Here is a 25,768-nt window from a genome sequence, read left to right as displayed (position 1 = left end):
CGACCGACAAAGAACGGCCGGGCCGCGTGAAGCGGCCCGGCCGTTGCCTTTTTCAGGTGCCTGAAGTGCCTCAGGCAGCCTTGCGATGGTGGCAGCAATTGTCCGCGATCGCGTTGACGTGCCTGTCGTCGGTGCCGCAGCAGCCGCCGAAGACCCGCAGGTTGGGCAGCAGGGCCAGCAGTTCGCCATGCTCGCGGCCGAACTCCAGCGGATTGCCGTCGTCGAGTTCCTCGGCATTGTCGAGTTCCGCGTGGCTCATGCGCGAGGCATTGGCGCGCACGCCGCGAATGCGCTTCGTCCAGTCCTCACCGCGCGAAACCGCGTCACGGAAATGGTCCGGGTGGGCGCAGTTGATCATGTAGTAGGTCGGCACCTTGAGGCTGAGCGCGTCCGTCTCGGCAATCGCCTCACCCAGTTCCTGGCCCGTTGGCAGGCGGCCGTCCGTCTCCACCGTGAAGGAGATGGCGACCGGCAGACCCGCTTGCGCGGACGCCGACGCAACGCCTGCGGCTTCGCCTGTGTGGGTCATGGTCATGGCAGTGACCATGTCGGCGCCCTCCTCGGCAAAGGCACGGATCTGGGTCGTGTGGTAGTCGCGGGCCTCGCGCTCGGTCATCAGGAAGTCCGGGCTGTATCCGTCACCGCGCGGGCCGATATTGCCGCTCACGACATGCGGTCGGCCGGGTGCCTCGAAGCGCTCGCGCAGGGCCAGAAGCATCTGGATCGCCTCGCGGTTGATCGCATCGAGCGCATCGGCGCTGTAGCCGAGCTTCTTGCCCCAGTCGCTGCTGGCGCGCCAGGTGGGGCTGTCGAGCACGAAGCCCACGCCCTTCTCAGCGGCAAGCTCGGCGTAGCGGCGGTAGTAGGCTTCCAGGTGTGCCTTGCCCTTGGCCGTACGCAGCAGGTCGAACGAGGCGAAGCAGGGCAGCTCCATCCCGTCGAGAAAGATCAGCGTGGTTTCAAGCCCGCCATCGGTGAGCAGCCTGGTCTCGCCAAGCTGCGGCAGGGCGTTGCGGTGTTTGGCGTGTGTTGCGTGTGCCATTTTTCCATCCTTTCGTTTTCGGTGGACGGAAGATGGCGATGCGGCCCGCAAACCGGTAGCGGCGACATGGTGCGGAAAGTGCGGGAAAAATTCGCCTGAAATCTCAATGACTTGTCAAATGCAACTTGGATTGGACCGCGAAAGCGGCGTAAAAACCTTACTCACGGTACGGTAAATTCGGGACGGAAATCGATGCGCAAGGGCGAGAGCACACGCGAGCGGCTGCTCGACATTGCCGAGGCCGGGGTGCTGTCGAAAGGCTTCGGCGCAACTTCGATCGACGAGATCATCGCCGAGGCCGGCATGACCAAGAGCGGCTTCTTCTACCACTTCAAGGACAAGAACGAGCTTGCCCGCGCCCTGCTGGAGCGGCACCTCGATACCGAGACGCGGATCCTCGACGACCTGTTCGGGCGCGCGAGCGAGCTGCATGACGATCCGCTGCATGCCTTCCTGATCGGCCTGAAGCTGTTGTCGGAGATGCTGGGCGACATGCCCAACGGCCATCCCGGCTGCCTCGTCGCGACGATCTGCTACGCGGAGCGGATGTTCGACGCACAGGTGCGCGAGCTCAATCGCAACGGTGTGCTGTCGTGGCGCGCGCGGTTCCTTGCAACGCTCGAAGAGATCGCGGAGCGCTATCCCCCCCGCGACGATGTCGACCTCGCCGACGTGGCCGACATGGTGTCGAACACGGTGGAGGGCGGCATCGTCATGTCGAAGGCGGTCGGCGAGCCGAAGGTTCTTGCCCAGCAAGTGCTGCTTCTGCGCTCCTATATCCGGCTGTTGTTTGCGCCGGGGCCGCACTAGGCAGAGCCACCGCATCTCGCGATCGAATCCGGGCGCGATGCCGCACGGGCAGAGACAAAGCGCCCGGCGGCCCTAGATTCACGTCCCATGAGTTCCGAAGCGACCTTTCACTACGGTGCGACCATGGTCCCGGTGCGCGATGTGGCGCAGTCGGTGGATTTCTACGTCGTCACGCTCGGCTTCACAGCGCTGTTTCACGCCGACGACGATTCCGTCGCCGTGGTGCATCGCGGTCCGGTCTACATCCACTTGCAGGCCTGCGACGACGAGGAGGTTCTGCGCGTCACGGCGGACAATCTCGCCGTCTACGTGGAGGTGTCGGACGTGGACGCGCTGTGGAAGGAACTCGGCAAGCGGCTGTCGCGCCTGCCCAAGGGCCGTGTGCGCCCGCCCTTCGAGCAGGAATACGGTATGCGCGAGTTCCACGTGAAGGACCCGGACGGGATGCTGATGTTCTTCGGAGAGCCCGTGGGTTAAGCCGGCGAACTTGCTTTTCGGCCCGTTTTGCGCTTTATCGCGCGGTGCAAAGGGGCAATTCGCGCATGTACGCCACGTCGAAACAGACCACCGTCACGACGAAAACGCCGGCCAAAACCGGCGCGGCCACCACGCGCGCCTGATTCAACGCCCTCACCCGCAAATCCGCCCCGCGGTTCAAGGGGCGCCATGACCGCCAAGGCGGTCGCGAAGTGGGCGGTTGGATCACGGGTCTCAAGACCAACACGAAATTTTTGGAGCTAACCCATGGGTTACAAGGTTGCCGTCGTCGGCGCCACCGGCAATGTGGGCCGGGAAATGCTGAACATCCTCGCCGAGCGGGAGTTTCCCGCCGATGAAATCCACGCACTCGCATCGCGCCGCTCGCAGGGCACGGAAATCTCCTACGGAGACCAGGTCCTGAAGTGCAAGGACCTCGAGCAGTTCGACTTCACGGGCGTCGACTTCGCGCTGATGTCTGCCGGCTCCGCGGTGTCGAAGGAATGGGGCCCGAAGATCGCCAAGGCCGGCGCCATCGTGATCGATAACTCGTCGTTCTTCCGCTACGATTCCGACGTGCCGCTGATCGTGCCGGAGGTGAATGCCGACGTGCTCGAAGGCTACATGGCCAAGAAAAACAGGCGCGGCATCATTGCCAATCCCAACTGCTCGACCGCCCAGTTGGTGGTGGCGCTGAAGCCGCTGCACGACGCATTCGGCATCAAGCGCGTCGTCTGCTCGACCTACCAGTCGGTTTCCGGCGCGGGCAAGGACGGCATTGACGAGCTGTGGAACCAGACGAAGGGCATCTTCGTCGCGCAGGGTCCGGAGCCGCAGAAGTTCACCAAGCAGATCGCCTTCAACGTCATTCCCCACATCGACGTCTTCATGGAAGACGGCTTCACCAAGGAAGAGTGGAAGATGACGGCAGAGACGAAAAAGATCCTCGATCCCAAGATCAAGCTCACCGCGACCTGCGTGCGCGTGCCGGTGTTTGTCGGCCACGCCGAGGCGGTGAACATCGAGTTCGAAAAGCCGGTGACGGCGGACGAGGCTCGCGACATCCTGCGCGAGGCACCGGGCCTCATGGTCATCGACAAGCCCGAGGACGGCGGATACATCACCCCGGTCGAGTGTGTCGGCGATTTCGCGACCTTCGTGTCGCGTATTCGCGAGGATGCAACCGTTGAAAACGGGCTGGCGCTTTGGGTCGTCTCCGACAACCTGCGCAAGGGCGCGGCGCTCAACACAGTCCAGATCGCCGAGACGCTCATCAATCGCGGGCTGATGCAGAAGAAGGCCGCCTGAGCGAAAAAGTCTGCCGCCTCAGCGCGGACCAGATTGCAACGAACGTATGCCGGCGAGGATCTCGCCGGCATATTCGTTTCCGGGCCTTGGCCGGTAGTCCGCGACGCGCGTGCCCAAATCGGACAGCGCGTCCGGATCGTCCAGAAGACGGGCGATCTCTTCTGCCCATCCATCCACGTCGCAAGCCGGGATCACCGGCATCAGGCCCTGTGCCGCCTCGTTCAGCGATGCTGCATCGGAGATCAGGACGGGCAGGCCGTTCACGAGGCTTTCCGAAACGCCAAGGCCCCAGCCTTCGACCACGGAAGGAAACAGCCCGATCATGGCGTTGCGATAGGCCCAGGCGAGCTGTTCGTCCGGCAGGTTCGCAAGGAGATGAATGCGCGCGGCAGCGGGGCTTTCCTCGATTGCCTGCTTCGCCTCCTCGTAGAGCCAGCCGTAATGACCAACGAAGACCAGGTGCGGCAGGCCTTCCAACCCTCTTTCCCGCGCCAGCTTTTCCCATGCGCGCACCAGCGTCAGGTGGTTCTTGCGCGGCTCGATGGTGGAACAGAAGACCGCGAACCGCTTCCCCTCCAGCATTTCGACGGGCTGTGGGTCGGCGCTATCGGGCATCGCCATGATGTCACCAAGCGGGACAGCGACCACGTCCGGTGAACGCAAGCCCTGTTCGCGGGCCCAGTCGCGCAGCCTGTCGCAGCTGAACTCGGAAATCGCGAAGATGCGCTCGTGCTGCGCGACGATGGTGCGCACATAGTGCTCGAATCCGTCTTCCAGAATTGCGCCGTACCAATGCGCGTAGTCGATGGGGATGAGGTCGTAGAAGATATGGCACAGCCTGGCCTTGCGCCGGGCAAGAACCTTTGATTGCTCCACGCTGATCGGGCCGCAATAGGACAGCAGAACCGTGTTACTTGCCCCCTCTAGCAGGCAGCGGGACGTGCCCGTCCAGCGCGCGAACGTGGCCGTCGCGCGCGCGAGCGGCTTTGCGATCGATAGACCGGTGCGCAAGGCGCCTTTCGTGATCTGATAGACGAGGCCGGACGACCGTCCCGCGATGCGCGCGGCAAGTTCGTAGCGCGGCTTACTGCTTGGTGAATGGGCCAGCTGCGCGAGCGTGACGCGCCAGGGCACGTCCGGCAGCGTGTCGTCTGACCCCGTCAGCTTCAGATCGATGAAGGACTTCAGGTAACGCACAGAGGCGGCCGACAGCGGCATCCACTCGTTGCTGAGGCGGGAATAGACCGCGATGCCCACGTCCGGGTGCCGGCCCGACAGCGCCTCGCTCAGCAGGGTCGCCTCGACGCGCTGGATGCCGGTGACGCGCGGCTTTTCCCACGACAGCACCCCGATGGCGTCGATCCAGATGCGCGGGCGGTCCGGCACGCGCCTACTCGACCAGCTTGAGGTCCACCTCGACGGGACGGAACCAGCCGGTTTCCCGGTCAAGCCACGACAGGGCGCCGCTCTCGATGTCGAAATAGGCGCCGTGCAGTTCGATCTTGCCGCGTTCTTCCTGGATGCGGATGCAGGGGAAGGAGCGCAGGTTCTGGATGGAGTGCTGGATCGAGATCATTTCCATGGTCTCGATGCGCTTGTCCGCCGGCACGTCCCGGCCTTCCAGGTCCTTGCGGGCATTTTCGGTGAGCGAGATCCACTTGCCGATGAAATCGCCCGGCGAGAGCGGTTCGGGGGAATCCTGCAGCGATGCCGCGATGCCGCCACAGCGGGCATGGCCGAGCACCACGATGTTCTTCACCTTCAGGGCCTGCACCGCGAATTCCAGTGCAGCGGACGTCGAGTGGTACTCGTTGTCGGGTTCGTAGGGCGGGACAAGGTTGGCCACGTTGCGAACCACGAACAGCTCGCCGGGGATCGCATCGAAGATCGTTTCCGGGGCCGCGCGGCTGTCGCAGCAGCCGATAATCATCGTTTCCGGCTTCTGACCCCTCGCCGCCAGGTCGTGGTAGCGGGCGCGTTCCGTGCGCAGGCGGCCGTACTTGAAGGAGACGTAGCCCTCCAGCAGGGATTGCGGCATGGATTTCATGGATGTGCCTCGTGCTTTGCGCGTCGCCTTGCGCGGATTTAAAGCGTTACGGGGTTTCAGGCAACGCGATCATGCCCAGATCGCCATATCGAGGCCGTGCCCATCGTGCACGGGGTCTTTCGGAAAGCGCACCGCGCGGCCTCCAAGGATGCGCCATGCGGTGAGCGCGCAGGCCGCGGCATCGGCGAGATCGTCCATCGCGTATCTGCCGGTTGTCGACATCCCGCCCGCAAACATGGATTTTGGCAGCCCGACCTCTGCCAGCAGCGCGATGCGCCATGCGATGCCCGGCGGGTTCACGCGTCCGGCGATTTTCTTCGGCACGGGAACGGGGCCGCCATTGGCCTGCATGAAGGCGGCCTCCGGGTGGCATTCGAAGACGCGGGCCTGCAGGGCGGGCGTCATCAGCGCGTCGATCTCGCGGATCTTCGGGAAGATGTGAAACGCCTGCTTGGAGACCTTGCGGGACGGCTCGGACGTTTCCTGCGCCAAACGGCAGGCACCCGCGTAATCATCGGCGAAGACGGCCGCGCGCGACGGGATGCCGAAGACGCTGGACTGGCGCTGGCCAAGCAGGGGACGCACGGAACGTTCCGGTGGCCTGCCGCCCGTCGTCGTGCGGTCGGGCAGGCCGATGGGCATGTCAATGGCGATGATCTCAGGCGAGGGCTCCAGGGCCAGCACGGCTGCGAAATCCTCTACCAGTTGCAGCTGTCCATCCACCGGCCTGCCATCCACGATGCGCAGCAGCGCGCAGATCCACCCCGATGGGCAGCCGTCGACGCCCGCGACCCATCGCGGCCCGTCACTCATTCCCGGTCACTCATGCACGGACCATGGCGAGCGTGCGAAGGGAGACGGGCACGCGGGGGCCGGTCAGCCGGTCCTGTCCGGCAACGAGCGCGATTTCCTCAGCCCCCGGCCCGGTGAAGGCCAGCACGTCGTGAACTGCGGCGGTGGCGCGCGACAGTGCGGCATCCAGCTCCATGCCATGGGCAATCCCGCCGGCAAAAAGCGCCGCCATCAGGTCGCCGGTGCCGTGGGGCGGGTGGTCAATGGCGCTTGCTTCCGCCAGCCAGGCCCGCGACCCGCTGACGAGCAGGTTGGCCATGTTGCCGCGCATCATGGCGTGGGCGGAGGTGACGAGGACGCCGGGCGCCTGCAAGGCGGCAACCGCTTCCAGGATCTGCGTGTTGGTGGTGACGGGGTGGCCGGTCAGCCACGAGAGTTCAAACCGGTTCGGCGTGAGGATATCGGCGGCGGGCACGAGGTTTTCGAGGATCGAAAGCGCCAGTGCCTCGTTCACGTAGAGACCGTTGGCATCGCCGATCACCGGATCGCAGCAGATGGTGACGTCCGGGTTCGCCTTGCGCACCGCCTCGATGAGCCGCAGCAGGTGCGGCATTTGCGCGGTGGAGCCAAGATAGCCGGTCAGCAGGGTGGAGACGCCCTCCAGCCCGCGCGCGATGAGGTCGTCGACCACGCCGGCGAAATCGGCGTCAGCGGTTTCGACGCGGGTCGCCGTGCCGTGGCCGGGATGGAAGGGCAGGACCACCGTCGGCACGAACCACGGCTCGATGCCGAGGCGTTCGAGCGCGAACGTCTGCCCGCGCCCGCCGACGCGGCCTCTGGACACGAAGGAATTGACGACAATTGCGACGGGAAAAGACATCAGCGCCCCGATTCTAGTCAAAAGGACACTGGCACAGGTCCAAGGCGGCGACTAGGTTTGCCGCCGGTCCGCCACCTGCCACTCTGCAGCCTCTCACCAAGCAAGGAGACCTCGATGTCGATCCGACCCCGCCGCAGCGTGCTCTACATGCCCGGTTCCAACGCCCGCGCGCTGGAAAAGGCAAAGACGCTGGATGCCGATGCGCTGATCCTCGACCTCGAGGACGCGGTCGCGCCGGATGCCAAGGAGATCGCGCGAAGCCAGGTCTGCGAGGCTGTGAAGGCAGGCGGATACGGCCACCGCGAACTGGTGATCCGCATCAACGGGCTGGACACTGCGTGGGGGCGCGACGACCTCGCCGCAGCGGTGGACGCTGCGCCCGACGCGATCCTCGCGCCGAAGGTCTCGTCGGCGTCAGACATCTTCACGCTGACCGGCCACATGGGCCATGCGCCCAGGAGCATCAAACTCTGGGCGATGATGGAAACGCCGCTGGGCATGCTGAATGCCGGCGAAGTCGCTGCCACAGCGAAGGAGGGCAGCGCGCGGCTTTCCTGCTTTGTGATGGGCACCAACGACCTTGCCAAGGAAACCGGCGCGCGGCTGGACAACGGGCGGCGCGGCATGGTCGGCTGGCTTTCGATCTGCGTGGCGGCGGCCTGCGCCCACGGTCTGTCGATCATCGACGGGGTCTACAACGACTTCAAGGACGAGGACGGGCTGATCGCGGAATGCGAGCATGGGCGCGATTTCGGCATGGACGGCAAGACGCTGATCCATCCTGGGCAGATTGCTGCGGCCAACTGCATCTTCGCGCCGAGCGAGGCGGAAGTCGCCGATGCGCGCACGGTGATCGAGGCCTTCGAACAGCCCGAAAACGCCGGCAAGGGCGCGATCAATCTCAACGGGCGCATGGTGGAGCGCATGCACGCCGACATGGCGAAGCGAACCGTGCAGCTTGCCGAGGCCATTTCGGGCCGTGGAGGGGCAGCATGACCAAGACCAATTCCGGCAATTTCTTCGAGGATTTCCACGTCGACATGGAGATCTTCCATGCCACGCCGCGCACGGTGACGACCGGCGACGTCGCGCTCTACACTGCGCTCTACGGCGGGCGGTTCGCGGTGCAGTCCGCCGACAGCTTCGCGCAGTCGATCGGCTACGAGCGCTCGCCGGTGGACGACCTGCTGGTCTTCCACATCGTCTTCGGCAAGACGGTGCCGGACATCTCGCTCAACGCCATCGCCAATCTCGGCTACGCGGGGATGCGGTTCCTGCAGCCGGTCTATCCCGGCGACACGCTGCATGCGGTGTCCAGGGTCATCGGCGTGAAGGAAACGTCGAAGGGCGACAGCGGCATCGTCTATGTTTCCTCGCGCGGGTTCAACCAGGACGACGAGCCGGTGCTGGAATACGTGCGCTGGGTGCTGGTGCGAAAGCGCGCGGCGGCCTCGCCCGCGCCGGAAGCCGTGGTGCCGACGCTGCCGGCTGCACTGACGCCGGAACAGCTTGGCGATGCCGTGCCGTTCATCGAGGCGACGGAATGGAACGCCGACCTTTCGGGTTCGCCGCACTTCTTCGAGGATTACAAGGTCGGCGAGCATATCGACCACGTCGACGGCTTCACCATCGAGGAGGCCGAGCACCAGCTTGCGACCCGGCTCTACCAGAACACCGCGAAGGTCCACTTCAACCAGCACACGGAGGGCCAGGGCCGCTTCGGGCGCAGGCTGGTCTATGGCGGGCACGTCATCTCGATGGTGCGGTCGATTACCTTCAACGGCCTCGGCAACGCGTTCCACTTCGCCGCAGTCAACGGCGGGCGACACGTCAACCCGGCCTTTGCCGGTGACACGATCTACGCGTGGTCGGAAATCACCGACGCGCAGGAACTGGCGGGCCGGGAAGGGACGGGCGCACTGCGCGTGCGCTCCGTGGGCGTGAAGAACCGTTCGTGTGCGGATTTCCCGCTCTTCGCCGAGGGGACGAGCTACGACGCAAGCGTCGTGCTCGACCTCGACTACTGGGTTCTGATGCCGCGTCGCGGCTGAGGCGCGCGTCTTCCCTTAAGCGGCCTGCAACTGCTGAAGGAAGGTCTGCACGGCCTGGCGCAGCTGGGCTGCGTCATGGGACACGCGCGAGGAGCTTTCGCGCACGCGGGTCGTGTTCTGGGCCACTTCGCCCATGGCGCCGGACACGGCTGACATGTTGCTGGCGACTTCGCCGGTGCGCTGGGCGGCAGCCTGAACGTTCTGGCTGATTTCCGACGTCGCGCTGCCCTGCTGGCTGATCGACGAGGCGATCATGGCAGTGTTCGTGTCGATCTGCTGCATGGTGTCGCTGATCTCGCCAATGGCGCCCACCGCGTCGCTGGTGGAGGCCTGGATGGCGGACACCTGGCTGGCGATTTCCTCGGTTGCCTTTGCGGTCTGGGTGGCGAGTTCCTTGACCTCGGAGGCCACGACCGCGAAGCCGCGCCCCGCTTCGCCGGCGCGCGCCGCCTCGATGGTGGCGTTGAGGGCAAGAAGGTTGGTCTGCTCGGCGATGTCCTGGATGAGCGTCACCACTTCGCCGATCTTCTGGGCGGCCTGGGCCAGGCTCTGCACCTTGCCCGTGGTGTCGCCGGCATGGCGGGCGGCCTTGGAAATGATTTCCGTGGTCGAGCCGATCTGGCGGTCGATTTCGGAGATCGAGGCGCTGAGTTCCTCGGCCGCCGCGGCAACCGTCTGCACGTTGGAAGACGCGCTGTCGGAGGCTGCCAGCGTTTCGGTGGTCGCCTGACCGGCGCTGCCGGTTTCCTGCTCCAGCAAGTCGACCGCGCCGACGAGATCGGTTGCAACCGAATCGAGCGCATCGAAGAAGGAGCGGGTCTTCTCGTCGAATTCTTCCGCCGTCTTGCGCAGCAGTTCGCGCTGCTGTTCGTGGCGCTTCTGCTCGTCTTCGGCGATCTTCTTCGACAGGTCGAGCTGTGCCTGCATGGCCTCTCGGAAGTGGCCGAGGCTTTCACGCAGCCAGCCCAGCTCGTCCCTGGAGTTCCACGCCGGCATGGGCTCGTCGAGCTGGCCGTCGGCATAGGTCTGGGCGAGGTTGGACAGCTGGCGCAGTCGGCGCGCGATGAACTTGTACACGTAAAAGGAGCCGGCCAGGAACAGGGCGATCAGCACCGCGAAGGATGCAACCGTGATCGTCAGGGCGTTGGCCTCCTGTTGGTGAAGGAAGCTGATGCCCTCGATCATCTGTGCGCTGACAAGCTGGTCTGCGTCGCGGGCGAGCGCCACGAAGTCCGTGAAGGACTGCTTGAAAATTTCCGCGACGCTGGCGCTCATGCCGGACTCGGACGCCGAGTGGCGTTCGCTGGCGGTCATGGACAGACGGCCGATCAGGCCGGACGCCGCATCGAGCTGTTCGCGCAGGATCGGGTGGTTGATGCCGTCGAGTTCGCCGCGCGCCTTCTGGAACAGGTCCGAGGCCTCGCCGAAATAGGCGCTCTCGTCGCCATTCAGCAGGCGGATGATGATGGAGTCCGCGAGAACGATATCGAACTTGGCATTGCCGATGCCGCGTGCTGCGGACGGGTCCACCATCACGACCGGAACGTCGAACAGCTTTTCAAGGCTGGCCATGGTCTCGGTGTAAAGCGCGTCGTACTGGCTGGTCAGTTCCGCACTGGTTGCCTGCTCATCGGCGGAGGCGTCGTACCGCATCTGCGCGATGGAGCGGAAATTGACTTCCTCGTCGAGGATCTTCTGGGCGATGTCGCGGATGGTCTGGTTGTTGGCCGGCAGGATTGCGGTGCCGTCAACCGTGCCGCCGTCGATGATGGCCTGCGCATAGGCGCGGGTGCGGTCGAGAATGCCCCAGACCTCGGCCACCTCGGCGTCCGACGAACCCTGCATGATCTTTTCGAACAGAAGCTGCGCTTCAGTCGCGGTCAATTCGATTCGCGTCGCGGACTTGGCAAGCGGTGCCTGGCGCGCGCCAAGCTCGATGCCCTGCTTCCCGACGAGATTGCCCGACTGGTAGGACAGGAAGCCTGCCCCCAGCGCGATCACGAGGAAGACGCCAAACGTGAAGCCGATCTTCTTGTCGACGGTCGTCAGGTTCTCCGGAAGGAGTTTGGAGAATTTCGGCAGTTTGGGCAGCCAAGCCGTCAGTTTTCCGAGATGCATTGCCACTTCGCTCCGGTTCTTGGATGTGCAATTGCCGGGATATTAGGCACCGGAAACTTAATAAATTCATTCGCAGCTGGTCTAATTCTGCAAGCTGCGATTCATTCCCGAGATGAAAGGGCTGGGAGCCGCGCTGATCCGATCACGATGCGGTCGCGTTCACGCTGCTTGCGACGATTGGTGCGACGGGGGGGTTCCCTTTGACCCTTTGGCCGATTGATTATATTGCAGTGCCGCGTAGATTGCGGCCCACTCGAACAGAGGCAATTGTCCATGGCGGAACACAGCCAGGCAGGTAGCGGCGCAGACGCCCGCCCGCTCTCCCCGCATCTGCAGGTCTACCGGATGACCGTGACGATGACGATGTCGATCATCCATCGCATCACCGGCGCGGGGCTCTATTTCGGAACGCTCATCCTCGTCTACTGGCTGGCCAGTGCGGCGAGCGGTGCCGACGCGTATGCCGATGCGCAGTGGCTGCTGGGGTCGATTCTCGGCCAGCTGGTCCTGTTCGGCTACACCTGGGCGCTGATCCATCACATGTTCGGCGGCATCCGGCATTTCATCTGGGATACGGGCGCGATGCTGGACAAGCACACCGCGTCCAGGCTTGCATGGCTTTCGCTCGCTGCCTCGATCACGCTGACGCTCGTCGTGTGGGTTGCCGCCTACGCAGTGATGGCCTGAGGAGGAACGCTCACATGTCCCTGCGCACTCCGCTTTCCCGCGTTCGCGGCCTCGGCTCCGCCCACGAGGGCACGGACCATTTCTGGAAGCAGCGCGTCACCGCGCTCGCCAACCTGGTTCTCGTCATCGGCCTGCTGTGGTTCGTGCTCGCCTCGCTCGGCTCCACCCATGCCGAATTTGCCGCACGCGTCGCCAACCCGTTCGTCGCGGGTATGCTGATCCTGCTTATCGTCTCCGGCGTAATGCACATGAAGATCGGCATGCAGGTCATCATCGAGGACTATGTCCACGGTGAAGGGGCCAAGATCGCCGCGCTGATCGGCAACATCTTTTTCGCAGCCGCCGTCGGAATCGTCGGCGTGCTGGCCGTCCTGAAACTCGCACTCGGAGGCTGACGCCACATGGCCAAGGCACCCGGAACCGGCACTGCCCGGAAAACCGTGAAGAAGAAGCCCGTTTCGAACGCGTCCAAAGCTGGCGGCAAGGCCGGTGGCAAAACTGGACCGGGCGTCAACGGCAAGGCCTACCCGTTCGTCGACCACACGTTCGATGTCGTGGTCGTCGGGGCTGGTGGCTCGGGCCTGCGCGCGACCGTGGGTTGCGTGGAAGCGGGGCTAAAGACCGCCTGCATCACCAAGGTCTTTCCGACGCGTTCGCACACGGTTGCGGCACAGGGCGGCATCGCCGCATCGCTCGCCAACATGGGGCCGGACGACTGGCGCTGGCACATGTACGACACCGTGAAGGGGTCGGACTGGCTGGGCGACCAGGATTCGATTGAATATCTCGTGCGCGAGGCACCTGCTGCCGTCTACGAGCTGGAGCACTACGGCGTGCCGTTCTCGCGCACCGAGGATGGCAAGATCTACCAGCGCCCGTTCGGCGGCCACATGCAGAATTTCGGTGCCGGACCGCCCGTGCAGCGCACCTGCGCGGCGGCCGACCGCACCGGCCACGCCATCCTGCACACGCTCTACGGCGCGGCGCTGAAGCACAACGCTCAGTTCTTCGTGGAATATTTCGCCATCGACCTCATCATGGACGAGGACGGGGTGTGCCGTGGTGTCGTGGCGCTCGATCTCGCAACCGGCGTGCTGCACCGCTACCGCGCGAAGATGGTGATCCTGGCCACCGGCGGATACGGACGCGCCTATTTCTCCTGCACTTCGGCCCACACCTGTACCGGTGACGGCAACGCGATGGTGCTGCGCGCCGGTCTGCCGTTGCAGGACATGGAGTTCGTGCAGTTCCACCCGACCGGCATCTACGGTGCGGGCTGCCTCATCACCGAGGGGGCGCGCGGCGAAGGCGGGTACCTGACCAATTCCGAGGGCGAGCGCTTCATGGAGCGTTATGCGCCGTCGGCCAAGGATCTCGCCTCGCGTGATGTGGTGTCGCGCTCGATGGCGCTGGAAATCCGTGACGGGCGCGGTGTGGGCAAGGAAGACGACCACATCCACCTGCATCTGGAGCATCTCGACCCGGCGATCCTGCACGAGCGCCTTCCCGGCATCTCGGAGTCCGCGAAGATCTTCGCCGGTGTCGACGTGACCCGCGAGCCGATCCCGGTGCTGCCGACAGTCCATTACAACATGGGCGGTATCCCGACGAATTTCTGGGGCGAAGTGCTGACGTCCAAGAACGGCGACCCGGATACGGTCGTGCCCGGCCTGATGGCGGTCGGCGAAGCGGCGTGCGTCTCCGTCCACGGGGCGAACCGCCTCGGCTCCAATTCGCTGATCGACCTCGTCGTGTTCGGCCGTGCCGCGGGCCTGCGCTGTGCGCAGGTCGTCGAAGCCGAGGCCAAGCAGCGCGACTTGCCGGAGGATGCCGGCGCGCTGGCGGTTGAGCGCCTCGACCATTTCCGCAATGCCAGCGGCGGCACGCCGACGGCGGACTTGCGCATGTCGATGCAGAAGACCATGCAGACCAACTGCGCGGTGTTCCGCACCGGCGAGATCCTCGAAGAGGGCCAGGAAAAGATACGCAAGGTGTGGTCGGGCAAGGAAGACATCTCCGTCACCGACCGCTCGCTGATCTGGAACACCGACCTGATCGAGACGCTGGAGTTCGACAACCTCATCAGCCAGGCCGTCGTGACGATGGATTCCGCGTCCCAGCGGATGGAATCGCGCGGCGCGCATGCCCGCGAGGACTATCCCGACCGGAACGACAAGGTCTGGATGAAGCACACGCTGGCATGGGCGGATGACGCATCGCGGAAGGTGACGATCGGCGACCGGCCGGTGCACACCTACACGATGTCGAACGACATCGCCTATATCGAGCCCAAGGCACGCGTTTATTGATTTCGATTGATACCCGGTCGTGGTGATGATTGCCCTGAGTCGGGCCGTCGCAACGGTTCGGGCTGCACCATGGCTCGCCCTGTCGAGCCTTGCGGTCGCGTCCGGTATAGCCCACCTGCTTCGGTATCACTTCGATTTCAGCGACAGGTTCGCGGTCGCGCTGGCGATTGTCCAGTTCGCCGCGCTGTTTGTTGCGTGCCTCTTCCTGCGAAGAGGCGAGCAGCGGATGGGCTGGCCGGTGCTCTCGGCACTGGCGCTGGTGCTGATCGGGGTCTGGTATCATTTCCGAACAGAGTACGGCTGGTTCGATTGGCCCGCGATCTGGTTTCACCTGATCGCGGGCCTCGATTCGTCCGATGGCGTCTACGAGCAGGTGCGGATGACCGGAAATACCCTGCTGGGTTTTGGCCTCATCATTCTCGGACTGTTTGGAATTTCCGGACGGATCGGGATGGGATTGCGGGGCGATATCCTTCTGGGTGTCGCCTTTCTGGCTATCAATCCCGCTGTTTGGCACCTTGCACGCAGCTTCGCGCCGGTCGATCCGGAAAGTCGCGTCGCGCTTTCACGGCTTTATATCGAACCAGCTCTTGCGAGGCCGCGCGGGGCGCCGCGCAACCTGCTGCACATCTATCTTGAAAGCACCGAGCGGACCTTTGCTGACAACCCGCGATTCTCCGAGGCAATGGCGCCCTTGTGGGCGTTGGAGGCCCGCGGGGTATTGGCAACCGGCATGCGCCAGATCGCACACACGCGCTGGTCGGTGGCAGGCATCGCTGCCTCCAGTTGTGGCGTGCCGCTTTTTCCGGTGGGGTACAGGAGCATAAACGGGCGTTTTCGTCTTGATAGCTTTCTGCCGGGCGCGACGTGTCTTGGGGACATACTGGCGCGCGCAGGCTATGATCTGACCTTCATCCTCGGTTCGGACCAGGCCTTTGGCGGCATCGACAAACTGAACCTGGATCACGGTTTCCGGCGCGTCCTCGATGATACGGACATCCTCCATCTCTATCCGGAGGCTGCTTCCATATGGGGTGTAGATGACGGGGCAGTTCTGCAGATGGCGCTACGCGTGTTGCGCGCGTCCCAAGGCGGCGACCCATTCGGAATCGTGCTTGAAACGATTGGCGGTCACGAGCCCGACGGCGTCATGTCGCAGGCCTGCCTGGGCAGCGAGAGCGAAGCGAGCGGGGAGAAGAGCGGCATCATCGGTGCCATCGGGTGCACCAACCGTCTGGTCGCGCGCATGCTGGAAACGGCTCAGGCTGAAGGGCTTCTCGACAATACGGTTGTGGTTTTGCAAAGCGACCACGTATCGCTCGACCGCACGCTGTTTGCTGATCTTTCGATTGGCGAGCGCCGACTGTTCTTCACGATGTTCGGCGAAGAGCTGCCGGTAAGGGTGGTGACGCGACCGAGTTCGCCCGTCGATGTCCTGCCGACCTTGCTTGAGGCTCTCGGGTTTGTGCCGGAAAATGGGCGCGCGGGGCTGGGAGTGTCACTGTTTCGAGACACGCCGACCCTCGTGGAGCAACATGGATTTGATGGGTTCAACCATCTGATCCTTGCCGACCAGACGCTTGCCCCTGCCCTGTGGGGACATTGATGCAGGAACCGGACGCCGTGCAAATCGACAGCGACAGCCCGTTCGGAGCCTTCACGCCAAGCCTGGCCAACCGGGTGGCGTGGGCCGAATGCGCCGCGCATCAGGCGCAAGGCCTGCCCGGCAAGGCGAAGTGGAAGACGCTCGCGCGTGAGCATCGTGGCCCCTTGGACGTGAATGCCGACGGGGTGAAGCTGCGCATCTACCCGACGGAGAATTTCGGTGACCGGCAGATCGCCATGACCGGCGCGCTGCCCGAGGCCGAAGAGCTGGCGCTCGTCGCGCCGCATCTGCCCGCAGGCGGCACCTTCATCGATATCGGTGCGAATATCGGCATCTACGCGATCCTCGCGAGCCGAGCGCTCGGGCCACGGGGCCGCGTACTGGCCTTCGAGCCGAACGCGCGCACGGGGCAAAAGCTTGCGTTCAACCTCGCCGCCAACGCCTGCGACAACGTCACCGTGCACGACTGCGCGCTGGGTGCAGAGGAAACCACGGCCCAGTTCTTCGCCGATGGCGGCAAGAATGCTGGTCGCTCGTCCATGCTGAAGGAAGCCGTCGGCGACCCGGAGACGGGCGTTTGCGTGCGTGTCCGTCCGCTGAGCGCCGTGCTGGCCGAAGAAGCCATTGCCGCGGCGGACCTCGTGAAGATCGACGTGGAAGGCTACGAAGATCGCGTGCTGGTGCCGTATCTTGCGCAAGTTCTCCCGGCGGACCTGCCGCGTGCGATCCTGCTGGAAGACGCGCACCGGGACCTGTGGGCCGAAGACCTGACCGCGCGGCTTGAAGCGGCTGGCTTTCGGAAAGACGGCGCGACGCAGACAAACAAGCTCTACCTGCGCGGTTGAGCGGATCGCTCAGTCCAGCTTGAATTCGAGCTCGGTGACGAGGTCTGCTGCAATCCGCTCCAGCTTGTCGTGCAATTCGTCTGCCTCGAGGCCATCGGGGAGCACGATATCGGCCTGGGCTGCAAACAGCGGCGTGCCGGACATCGATCCCATGAAGAGCTGGGTGTGAAGCTGCTCGATGCTGACATCAAGTTCGGCGAGAGCATGGGAAATGTCGCGCACGATGCCGGGGTGGTCCGCGCCGGTGACGGAGAGATGCGCCACGCGGCCTCCCCCTGCCGGGGTCGACGCTTCGCTCGCGCGAACGGTCACGTCTATGCCGCGCCCGCTCAGCCCGCCCAGCGCCTCTTCGAACGCCGCGCGCCTGTCATCGGGGATATCGACCTGCACGATGCCGGCGAACTGCCCGCCGAGCCGCGCCATGGACGAGGCCAGCCAGTTGCCATCATGTTCGGCGATCACGGTGGAGAGTGAATCGACGAGGCCGGGCTTGTCCGGCGCAACGACGCTGAGAACGATGTCCTGTGCCATATGCACTTGCGGGCTGAGGCCCGTCTCCTCCAACAGTTGCGTGCTCTGCAACCCGCAGGCTAGCGTGTCGCATCGTTGGATGCCACGCACAAACAAGGCAGGAGACAAGCCGGACATGAAACCGATTGCCAGAACAGCCCAAGCTGCGCTCGTCGCAAGCGCCCTGACGGCTGCCGTTTCCGGCTACGCAATGGCGGACCAGGCCAGCCTCGATGCCATCATGGAGGAATGCACGGCCAAGAGCAGACTCGGCGCCGAAGGCTGCGCGTGTCTGGTGAAAGCGGCGGCGGAGGAGCTGAACGACAATCAGCAGGCGCTGATGCTGGCGGGTTTGCGCCGCGACGATGCGGCAATGGCAGAGCTGCGGCCCAAGATCAGCGAAGCCGAGGGCAAGGCCACCGTCGCCTTCATGTCGAACACGCCAGGGCGCTGCAAGGGGCAGTAGTCCGGCCCGTCGAACCGGCCGCGACCATTTGCCGAGGCCACTATCCGCATTGTAGCCTTTCCAACCCGGCCTCCGGGGCCTAAAACCCCTTGTGGCGGTGCAACACGCCGCGAACAGATTTACGGGGACGCGCAAGCATGGTTCAGCTGACGCTGCCGAAAAATTCCCAGATGAAGGACGGCAAGTCCTGGCCGAAGCCGGACGGCGCCGAGGAAACCCGCGAGTTCCGCGTTTATCGCTGGAACCCGGATGACGGCGCCAATCCGCGCGTCGACACCTACCATGTCGACACCGCCGATTGCGGCCCGATGGTCCTCGACGGTCTCATCTGGATCAAGAACAACATCGACCCGACGTTGACCTTCCGCCGCTCCTGCCGCGAAGGCATCTGCGGTTCCTGCGCGATGAACATCGACGGCATGAACACGCTGGCCTGCACGCGCGGCATGGACGAGATTTCCGGCGCGGTGAAGATCTACCCGCTGCCGCACATGCCGGTGATGAAGGACCTCGTGCCGGACCTGACGCGCTTCTACACCCAGCTTGCCTCCATTGAGCCGTGGCTGCAGACGTCCTCGCCGACGCCGGAACACGAGTGGAAGCAGTCGCACGAGGACCGCGAGAAGCTCGACGGGCTGTACGAGTGCATCCTGTGCGCGTGCTGCTCGACATCGTGCCCGAGCTACTGGTGGAACGGCGACCGCTACCTCGGCCCCGCCGTGCTGCTGCAGGCCTATCGCTGGCTGATCGACAGCCGTGACGAGAACACCGGTAAGCGCCTCGACAATCTCGAGGACCCGTTCCGGCTCTATCGCTGCCATACGATCATGAACTGCACGCAGACCTGCCCGAAGGGTCTGAACCCGGCGAAGGCAATCGCCGAGATCAAGAAGATGATGGTGGCGCGGCGGGTCTAACCGGTGCGCGAGGAATCATGATCGGTTTCTCGGTTCACACGTCCTCGGCGCTGGAGCGCCTGCGGGCGCGCGGGCAATGAACTGCACGCAGACCTGCCCAAAGGGCCTGAACCCGGCCAAGGCGATTGCCGAGATCAAGAAGATGATGGTCGCCCGCCGCGTCTAATACACGTGCGGTGCGCTCCTGATCGACCTTTTGGTTTGCGCGGATTGTCGCCCGGCGAGTCTGATCCCGCCGAGCCTATTCCTGATGTGCGATATCAGCGCGTTGATGCCGCGCGCGGCTTGGCCGCGCCGTGCTTGACCCACACACTCGACTGAAGATCGATCATCGACTGGGCGAAGCCGTGGCCCTCCGCGATGGCCTCACGCAGGAGCGACAGCCCATTGGGCATGCGCGAATGCACCGTGCCGATGGTCTCCCCGGTGTGAAACTCGATTTCCGCGTCGTGGCGCTGGGCCAGCCGGCGCATCTGCGCATTCTCCGACAGGCACGAGACGATGAGCCGGCGCATGTTGCGGTTGCGTGCGGTCAGCACCACACGCTTCATCAGCGCAGAACCGATTCGACGGTTCTGGTAGTCGGTCTCCACGGTGAAGGCCGCTTCGCCGGTATCGGCAAACATCGAGCCGTGCAATTCCGCAACCGCGCGCAACTTGCCGTCCTCGAACCAGCCGAAAATGACGAGCGCCCGGGAGATCGCTGTGTTGGCGTACTGCTCCACGAACTCGTCCGACACCGCGCCGGCAAAGCGCATGCGGCGGCTGTCGGCGCTGAGCCGGAGCAGGTGTTCGCGAAAGGGGCGGCTTTCCGTCGCCCAAAGGCGCCGGACCGCTCCGCCCCCGGCATCATGCGTATGGTGGTCGTCCATGCTTTGTCCTTTCTGCATGTCACGACCCTCCGGATCGGCGTCTCCTCAGACACTATGCTGCACTGCAATATGGGGTGAGTCCGGCAAAAAAACGATGGCAGGGGAGACATGCCACGTGCGCATGGCCGGTTAATTGGTGAATCGCCCGGTTTAACGCCGAACTTCTCCCCTTGGGGCAAGGTGCTGGCGGGGTGCCGCCGAGAGCGGTCCGAGGGCGCGGATGCGACCTGTGTCGGCTTGCCAGTATCCCGGCGCGGCGATACGACAGGATCAAGAGCCGGGCGCGGGCTTGCGCGGCGATCAGATCAACGGGAGGTCCTCATGGAGGAAATCGGTCATTTCATCGGCGGCGAGCGCGTTGCCGGCAAGAGCGGTCGCTTTGCGGACGTCTTCAACCCGGCGACGGGTGAGGTCCAGGCCAAGGTCGCGCTGGCCACGAAGGCCGAGGTTCGCGCGGCGGTCGAGAATGCCGCTGCCGCACAGCCGGCATGGGCCGCGCAGAACCCGCAGAAGCGCGCCCGCGTGATGATGAAGTTCGTGGACCTGCTGCACCGGGACATGGACAAGCTGGCGGAAGCCCTGTCGCGCGAGCACGGCAAGACGATCCCGGATGCCAAGGGCGACGTGATCCGCGGGCTTGAGGTCGCCGAGTTCTGCATCGGCGCGCCGCACCTGCTGAAGGGCGAGTTCTCCGAAGGCGCAGGCCCCGGCATCGACATGTACTCCATGCGCCAGCCGCTCGGCGTCGTTGCGGGCATCACCCCGTTCAACTTCCCGGCGATGATACCGATGTGGAAGTTCTGCCCGGCAATTGCCGCCGGCAACGCCTTCATCCTCAAGCCGTCCGAGCGCGACCCGTCCGTGCCGCTGATGCTGGCGGAACTGATGCTGGAAGCCGGCGCGCCGGCCGGCATCCTCAATGTCGTCAACGGCGACAAGGAAGCCGTGGACGCGGTGCTCGACGATACCGACATCCAGGCGGTGGGCTTCGTCGGGTCGACGGCGATTGCCCACTACGTCTATTCGCGCGGCTGCGCGGCGGGCAAGCGGGTGCAGTGTTTCGGTGGCGCCAAGAACCACATGATCATCATGCCGGATGCCGACATGGACCAGGCGGTGGACGCGCTGGTGGGTGCGGGCTACGGCGCGGCGGGCGAACGCTGCATGGCGGTGTCCGTCGCGGTGCCGGTGGGCGAGACGACGGCGGATGCGCTGATCGAGAAGCTCGCGCCGCGCGTCGAAAGCCTGAAGATCGGCCCGTACACGGCAGGCGATGATGTCGATTTCGGCCCGCTGGTGACCAAGGAAGCCCATACCCGCGTGAAGGGCCTCGTCGACAAAGGCGTGGAAGAGGGCGCGACGCTCGTCGTCGACGGGCGTGACTTCAGCATGCAGGGCTACGAGAACGGCTACTTCATGGGTGGCTGCCTGTTCGACAACGTCACCAAGGACATGGAGATCTACAAGACCGAGATCTTCGGACCGGTTCTGGCCACGGTTCGCGCCAAGACCTATGACGAGGCCATCGGCCTTGCGATGGACCACGAATACGGGAACGGCACGGCGATCTTCACCCGTGATGGCGACACCGCGCGCGATTTCGCCAATCGGATCAATATCGGCATGGTCGGCATCAACGTGCCGATCCCGGTGCCGCTCGCCTACCACACGTTCGGCGGGTGGAAGAAGTCGGGCTTCGGCGACCTCAACCAGCACGGGCCGGACGCGTTCAAGTTCTACACCCGCACCAAGACAGTGACGGCGCGCTGGCCGTCGGGCGTCAAGGACGGCGCGGAATTCGTCATTCCGACCATGAAATAGCCGCATCTGCGTGCAACACGCAGGCTGTGCGTTAACCCAGACACCGGCGGCGCCATTGCCCCGCCGGGCGTCTTCACTTAAGTTTCGCGCCGCTTCAGGGGCTGAAAGCAACATCGGGACGTTTGCCGTGTATTCCAGGTTCATCGCCATTTCACTGGCGGCACTGACGCTTGCCGCATGCAGCAACGGCATGCAGCGGCGCGCGCCCTTCTCGACGGGTCCCGCCCCGAACCGTACGGTCACCAGCGAGCAGCTGACCCCGCCGCCGGACAGCCAGACGGCGCGTGTCGACAACCGCACGCAGCAGGACCTCTACCAGCAGCAGCTCGCGCAGCAGCAGGCGGCCCAGCAGCAACAGCAGCAGGGCATGTACCCGCAGGGCTACCCGCAGAATTCCGACCCGCAGGCCCAGCAGCAGCCCCAGACCCAGCAGCAGACGCAGGTCGCGGCGGCCAACAGCGGCCCGCAGCCAAGCTCGGTCGCGACCACGGTCGCCGCGCCGAAGAAGGAAGATGTGCTCGGCCAGTGGACGATTGCCGACTCCTTCTCCTCGTGCCAGCTCAACGTCTCGCTGACCGGGTGGAGCGGCGGCTACCGCGCGTCCACGCGCAACTGCACCAGCGAAGAGCTGAAGAAGATCGGCGCGTGGAACATCGAGGGGAACTCGGTGGTCCTGAAGGACCAGTCCGGGGCGCAGGTCGCGGTGCTTTCGCGCAAGAGCGAGCGCCGCTTCGACGGTTCGCTGAGCGCCGGCGGCGCGGTCGCGCTGCTGCGCTGATCGCAATACCGCGTTTTTCGCAACCCCCATCCGATCCCGTTTTGACTGGACATCGCGGCCTTGCGGCGCTTTGAGTGTGCTGACTTTCGGCACACAAGGGGGGCTTGATGGCCGAATACCGACTTTACTGCTTTGCCCAGTCCGGCAATGCCTACAAGGCTGCGCTGCATCTGGCCTTGTCCGGGACGCCTTGGGAGGCGGTCTTCGTCGACTATTTCAACGGCGAGACGAAGACGGATGCCTACCGCGCCATCAACCCGATGGGCGAGGTGCCGGTGCTGGAACACGGCAACCGCCGCATGGCCCAGAGCGGCGTCATCCTCGATTATCTGGCCGAGACGACCGGCCGCTTCGGCCCGGGCAACGGGGATGAACGCCGCGAGATCCTGCGCTGGCTGCTGTTCGACAACCACAAGCTGACAAGCTACCTCGCGACATACCGCTTCCTGCGCACCTTCGTGCGCAAGGCGAACCCGGACGTGACCGGGTTTCTCGGCGGGCGGGCGAAGGCCGCGCTCGGCGTGCTGAACGACCATCTCGACGGGCGCGATTTCGCGGTTGCCTCGCGGCCGACCATCGCCGACCTGTCCATGGTGGGCTACATGTATTTCGGTGACGAACTGGGCGTCGATCTCGATCGGGACTTCGCCCATGTGGCGCGCTGGCGCGACCGGATTGCCGACATGCCGGGCTGGAAGCACCCCTATGAGCTGATGCCCGGCCACCCTCTGCCGGCGCGCGAGGACACCGAGAAAGCGTGAGGATCATCACATGGCGACCGTGAAACTGCTCGGCGACGAGGACCTCAGCGCCGAGGCGAAGGCCGTTTTCGACGATATCCGCGCCACGCGCGACAGCGACTTCGTCAACAATTTCTGGCGTGCGCTGGCGCATGACCCGGCGCTGCTGAAGCGCACATGGGAAAGCATCAAGCAGGTGATGGCGCCCGGCGCGCTCGACCCGCTGACCAAGGAAATGATCTACATCGCGATTTCCGCCAGCAACGGCTGCAGCTACTGCGTCCACTCGCACACCGCATCGGCCCGCGCGAAGGGCATGAGCGAGGCGATGTTCATGGAACTGATGGGTGTCGTCGGCATGGCCAACGAGACCAACGCCATCGTCAACGCGCTCGGCGTGCCGGTGGACGAGGCCTTCGAGGCCGGCAAGTGACGGGCAGACCAAGTTGAATCTTCGTGACCGCTACAACGCGCTGATCGAGAAAGGTGCGATCGAACGCGACAGCGCGCAGGAAGCGCTGATCGGGCGGTTCGAGGGCCTTGCCACGCGGCTGTCCTCGCAGGAACAGGCGCGCAGCGGCATCATCTCGCGGTTCCTGCGGGCACGCCGCCCGGCAGACCCCGCGCGCGGGCTCTACATCCATGGCTCGGTCGGGCGCGGCAAGACGATGATCATGGACCTGTTCTTTCAGGCGATCGATCATCCGGCAAAGCGCCGCGCGCATTTCCACGATTTCATGGCCGACGTGCACGAGCGTATCCACGCGCAGCGCAAGAAGACAGGCGAGGATGGCGGCGACCCGATACCACCGGTGGCCAATGCGCTCGCCAACGAGGCGCGGCTGCTGTGCTTCGACGAGTTCACGGTGACCGACATTGCCGATGCCATGATCCTCGGGCGGCTGTTCACCGTGCTGTTCGAGCGCGGGGTGGTGCTGGTCGCGACCTCCAACACCGCGCCGGAGGACCTCTACCGAAACGGGCTGAACCGGCAGCTTTTCCTGCCCTTCATCGAGCTGCTGCTGTCGCGCGTGGAAGTGTTCGAACTGGATGCGCGCACCGATTTCCGAATGGAGAAGCTATCGGGCGCGCCGGTCTACCACGTGCCGGCGGATGCCAAGGCGCGCAAGGCGCTGAACAGGGCGTTCGAGAAGCTGACGGGCGTGAAACGCGGCGAACCTTTGGAGCTCACCGCCAAGGGGCGCGCCATCGAGGTGCCGCAGGCCCACGCGGGCGTTGCGCGTTTTTCCTTCGACGACCTCTGCGACCGGCCGCTGGCGGCATCGGACTACCTGCGCATCGCGCGGGCCTTCCACACGGTCATCATCGACACGATCCCCGTGCTTGATGCCTGGCAGCGCAACCAGGCCCGCCGGCTCGTGTGGCTGATCGATGCGCTCTACGACAACAAGGTGAAACTGATCGCCTCTGCGGAAGGCCAGCCGAACGAGCTGTATACGCAAGGTGACTTCGCCGACGAATTCCAGCGCACGGCATCCCGCATCATGGAAATGCGGGGCGAAGAGTACCTTTCTGCGCCCCGAAGCTAAGATGTTGTGCCTTTTCGCCCAATGGCGACCTTGAACGCTTCGTGCAAAAACCGTAAGCCATTTTTGCCTTCCAGCGTCATGACGTTCGGGCTGATCGGAATCGGCCGGCGGACGCGCGAAGGAGCTCCTTATATTTACCCACGGCTCCAAGTAGGGATCTTTTCCAATGGCTCGACCCAAGATTGCACTGATCGGCTCCGGCCAGATTGGCGGCACGCTCGCCCATCTCGTCGGATTGAAGGAACTGGGCGACGTGGTGATGTTCGACATCGCCGAAGGTATTCCCCAGGGCAAGTCGCTGGATCTGGCGGAATCATCGCCGGTTGACGGCTTCGATTCCGCGATGAGCGGAACCCAGTCCTATGCCGACATCAAGGGCGCGGACGTGTGCATCGTCACCGCCGGCGTTCCGCGCAAGCCGGGCATGAGCCGTGATGACCTCCTGGGCATCAACCTGAAGGTGATGGAGCAGGTCGGTTCGGGCATCAAGAAATACGCCCCCGACGCTTTTGTCATCTGCATCACCAACCCGCTCGACGCCATGGTCTGGGCGCTGCAGAAGTTCTCCGACCTGCCCAAGCACAAGGTGTGCGGCATGGCGGGCGTGCTGGACTCCTCGCGTTTCCGCTATTTCCTCGCCGAGGAATTCGACGTTTCGGTTGAAGACGTGTCGGCCTTCGTGCTGGGTGGCCACGGCGACACGATGGTGCCGCTGACCCGCTACTCCACCGTTGCCGGCATCCCGCTCACCGACCTCGTGAAGATGGGCTGGATCACCAAGAAGCGTCTGGAAGAAATCGTCCAGCGCACCCGTGACGGCGGCGCCGAGATCGTCGGCCTGCTGAAATCCGGTTCGGCCTTCTACGCACCGGCGGCGGCCGCCATTTCCATGGCGGAATCCTACCTCAAGGACAAGAAGCGCGTGCTGCCCTGCGCCGCGCATCTCAAAGGCGAATACGGCGTGTCCGACATGTATCTCGGCGTGCCGACGGTGATCGGCGCGAAGGGTATCGAGCGCGTCATCGAAATCGATCTCAACCGCACTGAAAAGAACATGCTCGACAAGTCGATCGAGGCCGTGAAGGGCCTGTGTGACGCTTGCCGGGACATCAACCCCGCCCTGGGCAAGTAGCCCGGGGCGC

Annotated in this window: 26 protein-coding genes; 18 read left to right on the top strand and 8 right to left on the bottom strand. The window is 64.5% G+C overall.

Going from position 1 to position 25,768, the window contains the following annotated elements; all coding sequences use genetic code 11:
* Positions 1–70: 70 nt before the first annotated feature.
* A complete protein-coding gene (locus ACKTEK_RS14155) occupies positions 71–1,042 on the bottom strand; it encodes a homocysteine S-methyltransferase family protein (protein ID WP_409165939.1) in 972 nt (323 codons plus the stop codon).
* A gap of 192 nt (positions 1,043–1,234) precedes the next feature.
* On the opposite strand from ACKTEK_RS14155, the gene ACKTEK_RS14150 reads away from it, so the two are divergent.
* From ACKTEK_RS14150 to ACKTEK_RS14140, 3 genes are all read left to right on the top strand, one after another.
* Positions 1,235–1,852: a TetR/AcrR family transcriptional regulator gene (locus ACKTEK_RS14150; protein ID WP_409165938.1), complete on the top strand. Its 618-nt coding sequence runs from the start codon at positions 1,235–1,237 to the stop codon at positions 1,850–1,852.
* Between the two features lie 87 nt (positions 1,853–1,939).
* The gene (locus tag ACKTEK_RS14145; protein ID WP_409165937.1) at positions 1,940–2,329 is read left to right on the top strand and encodes a bleomycin resistance protein; all 390 of its coding nucleotides are present in this window, start codon (positions 1,940–1,942) and stop codon (positions 2,327–2,329) included.
* 267 nt (positions 2,330–2,596) lie between these two features.
* On the top strand, positions 2,597–3,637 hold the full coding sequence (locus ACKTEK_RS14140) for an aspartate-semialdehyde dehydrogenase (protein ID WP_409165936.1): 1,041 nt from the start codon (positions 2,597–2,599) through the stop codon (positions 3,635–3,637).
* Between the two features lie 18 nt (positions 3,638–3,655).
* Here the strand turns inward: ACKTEK_RS14140 and ACKTEK_RS14135 are convergent, their stop codons facing one another.
* From ACKTEK_RS14135 to pdxY, 4 genes are all read right to left on the bottom strand, one after another.
* On the bottom strand, positions 3,656–5,023 hold the full coding sequence (locus ACKTEK_RS14135) for a glycosyltransferase family 4 protein (RefSeq protein ID WP_409165935.1): 1,368 nt from the start codon (positions 5,021–5,023) through the stop codon (positions 3,656–3,658).
* A 4-nt stretch (positions 5,024–5,027) separates the two neighbouring features.
* The gene (locus tag ACKTEK_RS14130; protein ID WP_409165934.1) at positions 5,028–5,684 is read right to left on the bottom strand and encodes a carbonic anhydrase; all 657 of its coding nucleotides are present in this window, start codon (positions 5,682–5,684) and stop codon (positions 5,028–5,030) included.
* Between the two features lie 69 nt (positions 5,685–5,753).
* Positions 5,754–6,497 (bottom strand): DUF429 domain-containing protein, encoded by a 744-nt coding sequence (locus ACKTEK_RS14125; protein WP_409165933.1) that lies wholly within the window; start codon positions 6,495–6,497, stop codon positions 5,754–5,756.
* A gap of 10 nt (positions 6,498–6,507) precedes the next feature.
* On the bottom strand, positions 6,508–7,356 hold the full coding sequence (gene pdxY, locus ACKTEK_RS14120) for a pyridoxal kinase (RefSeq protein ID WP_409165932.1): 849 nt from the start codon (positions 7,354–7,356) through the stop codon (positions 6,508–6,510).
* Positions 7,357–7,470: 114 nt separating this feature from the next.
* Between pdxY and ACKTEK_RS14115 the strand changes: the two genes are divergently transcribed.
* Both ACKTEK_RS14115 and ACKTEK_RS14110 read left to right on the top strand, forming a co-directional pair.
* Positions 7,471–8,352 carry an HpcH/HpaI aldolase/citrate lyase family protein gene (locus ACKTEK_RS14115; RefSeq protein ID WP_409165931.1) on the top strand — a complete coding sequence of 294 codons (882 nt, stop codon included), beginning with the start codon at positions 7,471–7,473 and terminating at the stop codon, positions 8,350–8,352.
* Positions 8,349–9,407: a MaoC family dehydratase gene (locus ACKTEK_RS14110; RefSeq protein ID WP_409165930.1), complete on the top strand. Its 1,059-nt coding sequence runs from the start codon at positions 8,349–8,351 to the stop codon at positions 9,405–9,407. Before ACKTEK_RS14115 ends, ACKTEK_RS14110 begins: the two co-directional genes overlap by 4 nt.
* A gap of 15 nt (positions 9,408–9,422) precedes the next feature.
* On the opposite strand, the gene ACKTEK_RS14105 is transcribed toward ACKTEK_RS14110, so the two are convergent.
* On the bottom strand, positions 9,423–11,525 hold the full coding sequence (locus tag ACKTEK_RS14105; RefSeq protein ID WP_409165929.1) for a methyl-accepting chemotaxis protein: 2,103 nt from the start codon (positions 11,523–11,525) through the stop codon (positions 9,423–9,425).
* A gap of 273 nt (positions 11,526–11,798) precedes the next feature.
* Here ACKTEK_RS14105 and sdhC point away from each other — a divergent pair, with 273 nt between their 5' ends.
* Genes sdhC through ACKTEK_RS14080 form a run of 5 tightly spaced genes read left to right on the top strand, consistent with a single transcriptional unit; the run spans position 11,799 to position 16,972 of the window.
* Positions 11,799–12,212: a succinate dehydrogenase, cytochrome b556 subunit gene (gene sdhC, locus ACKTEK_RS14100; protein WP_409165928.1), complete on the top strand. Its 414-nt coding sequence runs from the start codon at positions 11,799–11,801 to the stop codon at positions 12,210–12,212.
* Between the two features lie 14 nt (positions 12,213–12,226).
* On the top strand, positions 12,227–12,607 hold the full coding sequence (gene sdhD / locus ACKTEK_RS14095; RefSeq protein WP_409165927.1) for a succinate dehydrogenase, hydrophobic membrane anchor protein: 381 nt from the start codon (positions 12,227–12,229) through the stop codon (positions 12,605–12,607).
* 6 nt (positions 12,608–12,613) lie between these two features.
* Entirely contained in the window at positions 12,614–14,521 is a 1,908-nt protein-coding gene (gene sdhA, locus ACKTEK_RS14090) for a succinate dehydrogenase flavoprotein subunit (protein ID WP_409165926.1), read from the top strand.
* Between the two features lie 25 nt (positions 14,522–14,546).
* Complete coding sequence (locus ACKTEK_RS14085; RefSeq protein ID WP_409166165.1) at positions 14,547–16,127, top strand: sulfatase-like hydrolase/transferase; 1,581 nt, start codon at positions 14,547–14,549, stop codon at positions 16,125–16,127.
* Positions 16,127–16,972, top strand: coding sequence for an FkbM family methyltransferase (locus tag ACKTEK_RS14080; protein WP_409165925.1), 846 nt, complete (start codon positions 16,127–16,129; stop codon positions 16,970–16,972). Before ACKTEK_RS14085 ends, ACKTEK_RS14080 begins: the two co-directional genes overlap by 1 nt.
* A gap of 9 nt (positions 16,973–16,981) precedes the next feature.
* Here the strand turns inward: ACKTEK_RS14080 and ACKTEK_RS14075 are convergent, their stop codons facing one another.
* The gene (locus ACKTEK_RS14075) at positions 16,982–17,503 is read right to left on the bottom strand and encodes a glycine cleavage system protein R (RefSeq protein WP_409165924.1); all 522 of its coding nucleotides are present in this window, start codon (positions 17,501–17,503) and stop codon (positions 16,982–16,984) included.
* Between the two features lie 115 nt (positions 17,504–17,618).
* Here ACKTEK_RS14075 and ACKTEK_RS14070 point away from each other — a divergent pair, with 115 nt between their 5' ends.
* Positions 17,619–17,948, top strand: coding sequence for a hypothetical protein (locus ACKTEK_RS14070; RefSeq protein WP_409165923.1), 330 nt, complete (start codon positions 17,619–17,621; stop codon positions 17,946–17,948).
* A gap of 137 nt (positions 17,949–18,085) precedes the next feature.
* Positions 18,086–18,865, top strand: a complete 780-nt coding sequence (locus ACKTEK_RS14065) for a succinate dehydrogenase iron-sulfur subunit (protein WP_409165922.1) — start codon at positions 18,086–18,088, stop codon at positions 18,863–18,865.
* Between the two features lie 260 nt (positions 18,866–19,125).
* Here the strand turns inward: ACKTEK_RS14065 and ACKTEK_RS14060 are convergent, their stop codons facing one another.
* On the bottom strand, positions 19,126–19,737 hold the full coding sequence (locus tag ACKTEK_RS14060) for a GNAT family N-acetyltransferase (RefSeq protein WP_409165921.1): 612 nt from the start codon (positions 19,735–19,737) through the stop codon (positions 19,126–19,128).
* Positions 19,738–20,058: 321 nt separating this feature from the next.
* On the opposite strand from ACKTEK_RS14060, the gene ACKTEK_RS14055 reads away from it, so the two are divergent.
* The 6 genes from ACKTEK_RS14055 (at position 20,059) to mdh (ending at position 25,758) form a co-directional block, all read left to right on the top strand.
* The gene (locus ACKTEK_RS14055; protein ID WP_409165920.1) at positions 20,059–21,558 is read left to right on the top strand and encodes a CoA-acylating methylmalonate-semialdehyde dehydrogenase; all 1,500 of its coding nucleotides are present in this window, start codon (positions 20,059–20,061) and stop codon (positions 21,556–21,558) included.
* 127 nt (positions 21,559–21,685) lie between these two features.
* Positions 21,686–22,336, top strand: a complete 651-nt coding sequence (locus ACKTEK_RS14050) for an AprI/Inh family metalloprotease inhibitor (protein WP_409165919.1) — start codon at positions 21,686–21,688, stop codon at positions 22,334–22,336.
* A gap of 107 nt (positions 22,337–22,443) precedes the next feature.
* Entirely contained in the window at positions 22,444–23,097 is a 654-nt protein-coding gene (locus tag ACKTEK_RS14045; protein ID WP_409165918.1) for a glutathione S-transferase family protein, read from the top strand.
* 10 nt (positions 23,098–23,107) lie between these two features.
* The gene (locus tag ACKTEK_RS14040) at positions 23,108–23,509 is read left to right on the top strand and encodes a carboxymuconolactone decarboxylase family protein (protein WP_409165917.1); all 402 of its coding nucleotides are present in this window, start codon (positions 23,108–23,110) and stop codon (positions 23,507–23,509) included.
* A 13-nt stretch (positions 23,510–23,522) separates the two neighbouring features.
* On the top strand, positions 23,523–24,626 hold the full coding sequence (gene zapE / locus ACKTEK_RS14035; protein WP_409165916.1) for a cell division protein ZapE: 1,104 nt from the start codon (positions 23,523–23,525) through the stop codon (positions 24,624–24,626).
* Positions 24,627–24,792: 166 nt separating this feature from the next.
* Positions 24,793–25,758 carry a malate dehydrogenase gene (mdh, locus tag ACKTEK_RS14030; RefSeq protein ID WP_409165915.1) on the top strand — a complete coding sequence of 322 codons (966 nt, stop codon included), beginning with the start codon at positions 24,793–24,795 and terminating at the stop codon, positions 25,756–25,758.
* The last annotated feature ends 10 nt before the right edge of the window (positions 25,759–25,768 follow it).

The organism is Tepidamorphus sp. 3E244 (assembly GCF_046159835.1).
Taxonomy (GTDB): Bacteria; Pseudomonadota; Alphaproteobacteria; order Rhizobiales; family Tepidamorphaceae; genus JACKJK01.
The sequence above is the reverse complement of the archived record's forward strand: the minus strand, read 5'-3'. Positions and strand labels throughout refer to the sequence as shown.

Bases quoted from the DNA above. Each gene is read 5' to 3' on its own strand.
- ACKTEK_RS14155 (WP_409165939.1), bottom strand. From the start codon at position 1,042: ATGGCACACGCAACACACGCCAAACACCGCAACGCCCTGCCGCAGCTT.
- ACKTEK_RS14150 (WP_409165938.1), top strand. From the start codon at position 1,235: ATGCGCAAGGGCGAGAGCACACGCGAGCGGCTGCTCGACATTGCCGAG.
- ACKTEK_RS14145 (WP_409165937.1), top strand. From the start codon at position 1,940: ATGAGTTCCGAAGCGACCTTTCACTACGGTGCGACCATGGTCCCGGTG.
- ACKTEK_RS14140 (WP_409165936.1), top strand. From the start codon at position 2,597: ATGGGTTACAAGGTTGCCGTCGTCGGCGCCACCGGCAATGTGGGCCGG.
- ACKTEK_RS14130 (WP_409165934.1), bottom strand. From the start codon at position 5,684: ATGAAATCCATGCCGCAATCCCTGCTGGAGGGCTACGTCTCCTTCAAG.
- ACKTEK_RS14125 (WP_409165933.1), bottom strand. From the start codon at position 6,497: ATGAGTGACGGGCCGCGATGGGTCGCGGGCGTCGACGGCTGCCCATCG.
- pdxY (WP_409165932.1), bottom strand. From the start codon at position 7,356: ATGTCTTTTCCCGTCGCAATTGTCGTCAATTCCTTCGTGTCCAGAGGC.
- ACKTEK_RS14115 (WP_409165931.1), top strand. From the start codon at position 7,471: ATGTCGATCCGACCCCGCCGCAGCGTGCTCTACATGCCCGGTTCCAAC.
- ACKTEK_RS14110 (WP_409165930.1), top strand. From the start codon at position 8,349: ATGACCAAGACCAATTCCGGCAATTTCTTCGAGGATTTCCACGTCGAC.
- ACKTEK_RS14105 (WP_409165929.1), bottom strand. From the start codon at position 11,525: ATGCATCTCGGAAAACTGACGGCTTGGCTGCCCAAACTGCCGAAATTC.
- sdhC (WP_409165928.1), top strand. From the start codon at position 11,799: ATGGCGGAACACAGCCAGGCAGGTAGCGGCGCAGACGCCCGCCCGCTC.
- sdhD (WP_409165927.1), top strand. From the start codon at position 12,227: ATGTCCCTGCGCACTCCGCTTTCCCGCGTTCGCGGCCTCGGCTCCGCC.
- sdhA (WP_409165926.1), top strand. From the start codon at position 12,614: ATGGCCAAGGCACCCGGAACCGGCACTGCCCGGAAAACCGTGAAGAAG.
- ACKTEK_RS14085 (WP_409166165.1), top strand. From the start codon at position 14,547: ATGATTGCCCTGAGTCGGGCCGTCGCAACGGTTCGGGCTGCACCATGG.
- ACKTEK_RS14080 (WP_409165925.1), top strand. From the start codon at position 16,127: ATGCAGGAACCGGACGCCGTGCAAATCGACAGCGACAGCCCGTTCGGA.
- ACKTEK_RS14075 (WP_409165924.1), bottom strand. From the start codon at position 17,503: ATGGCACAGGACATCGTTCTCAGCGTCGTTGCGCCGGACAAGCCCGGC.
- ACKTEK_RS14070 (WP_409165923.1), top strand. From the start codon at position 17,619: ATGAAACCGATTGCCAGAACAGCCCAAGCTGCGCTCGTCGCAAGCGCC.
- ACKTEK_RS14065 (WP_409165922.1), top strand. From the start codon at position 18,086: ATGGTTCAGCTGACGCTGCCGAAAAATTCCCAGATGAAGGACGGCAAG.
- ACKTEK_RS14060 (WP_409165921.1), bottom strand. From the start codon at position 19,737: ATGGACGACCACCATACGCATGATGCCGGGGGCGGAGCGGTCCGGCGC.
- ACKTEK_RS14055 (WP_409165920.1), top strand. From the start codon at position 20,059: ATGGAGGAAATCGGTCATTTCATCGGCGGCGAGCGCGTTGCCGGCAAG.
- ACKTEK_RS14045 (WP_409165918.1), top strand. From the start codon at position 22,444: ATGGCCGAATACCGACTTTACTGCTTTGCCCAGTCCGGCAATGCCTAC.
- ACKTEK_RS14040 (WP_409165917.1), top strand. From the start codon at position 23,108: ATGGCGACCGTGAAACTGCTCGGCGACGAGGACCTCAGCGCCGAGGCG.
- mdh (WP_409165915.1), top strand. From the start codon at position 24,793: ATGGCTCGACCCAAGATTGCACTGATCGGCTCCGGCCAGATTGGCGGC.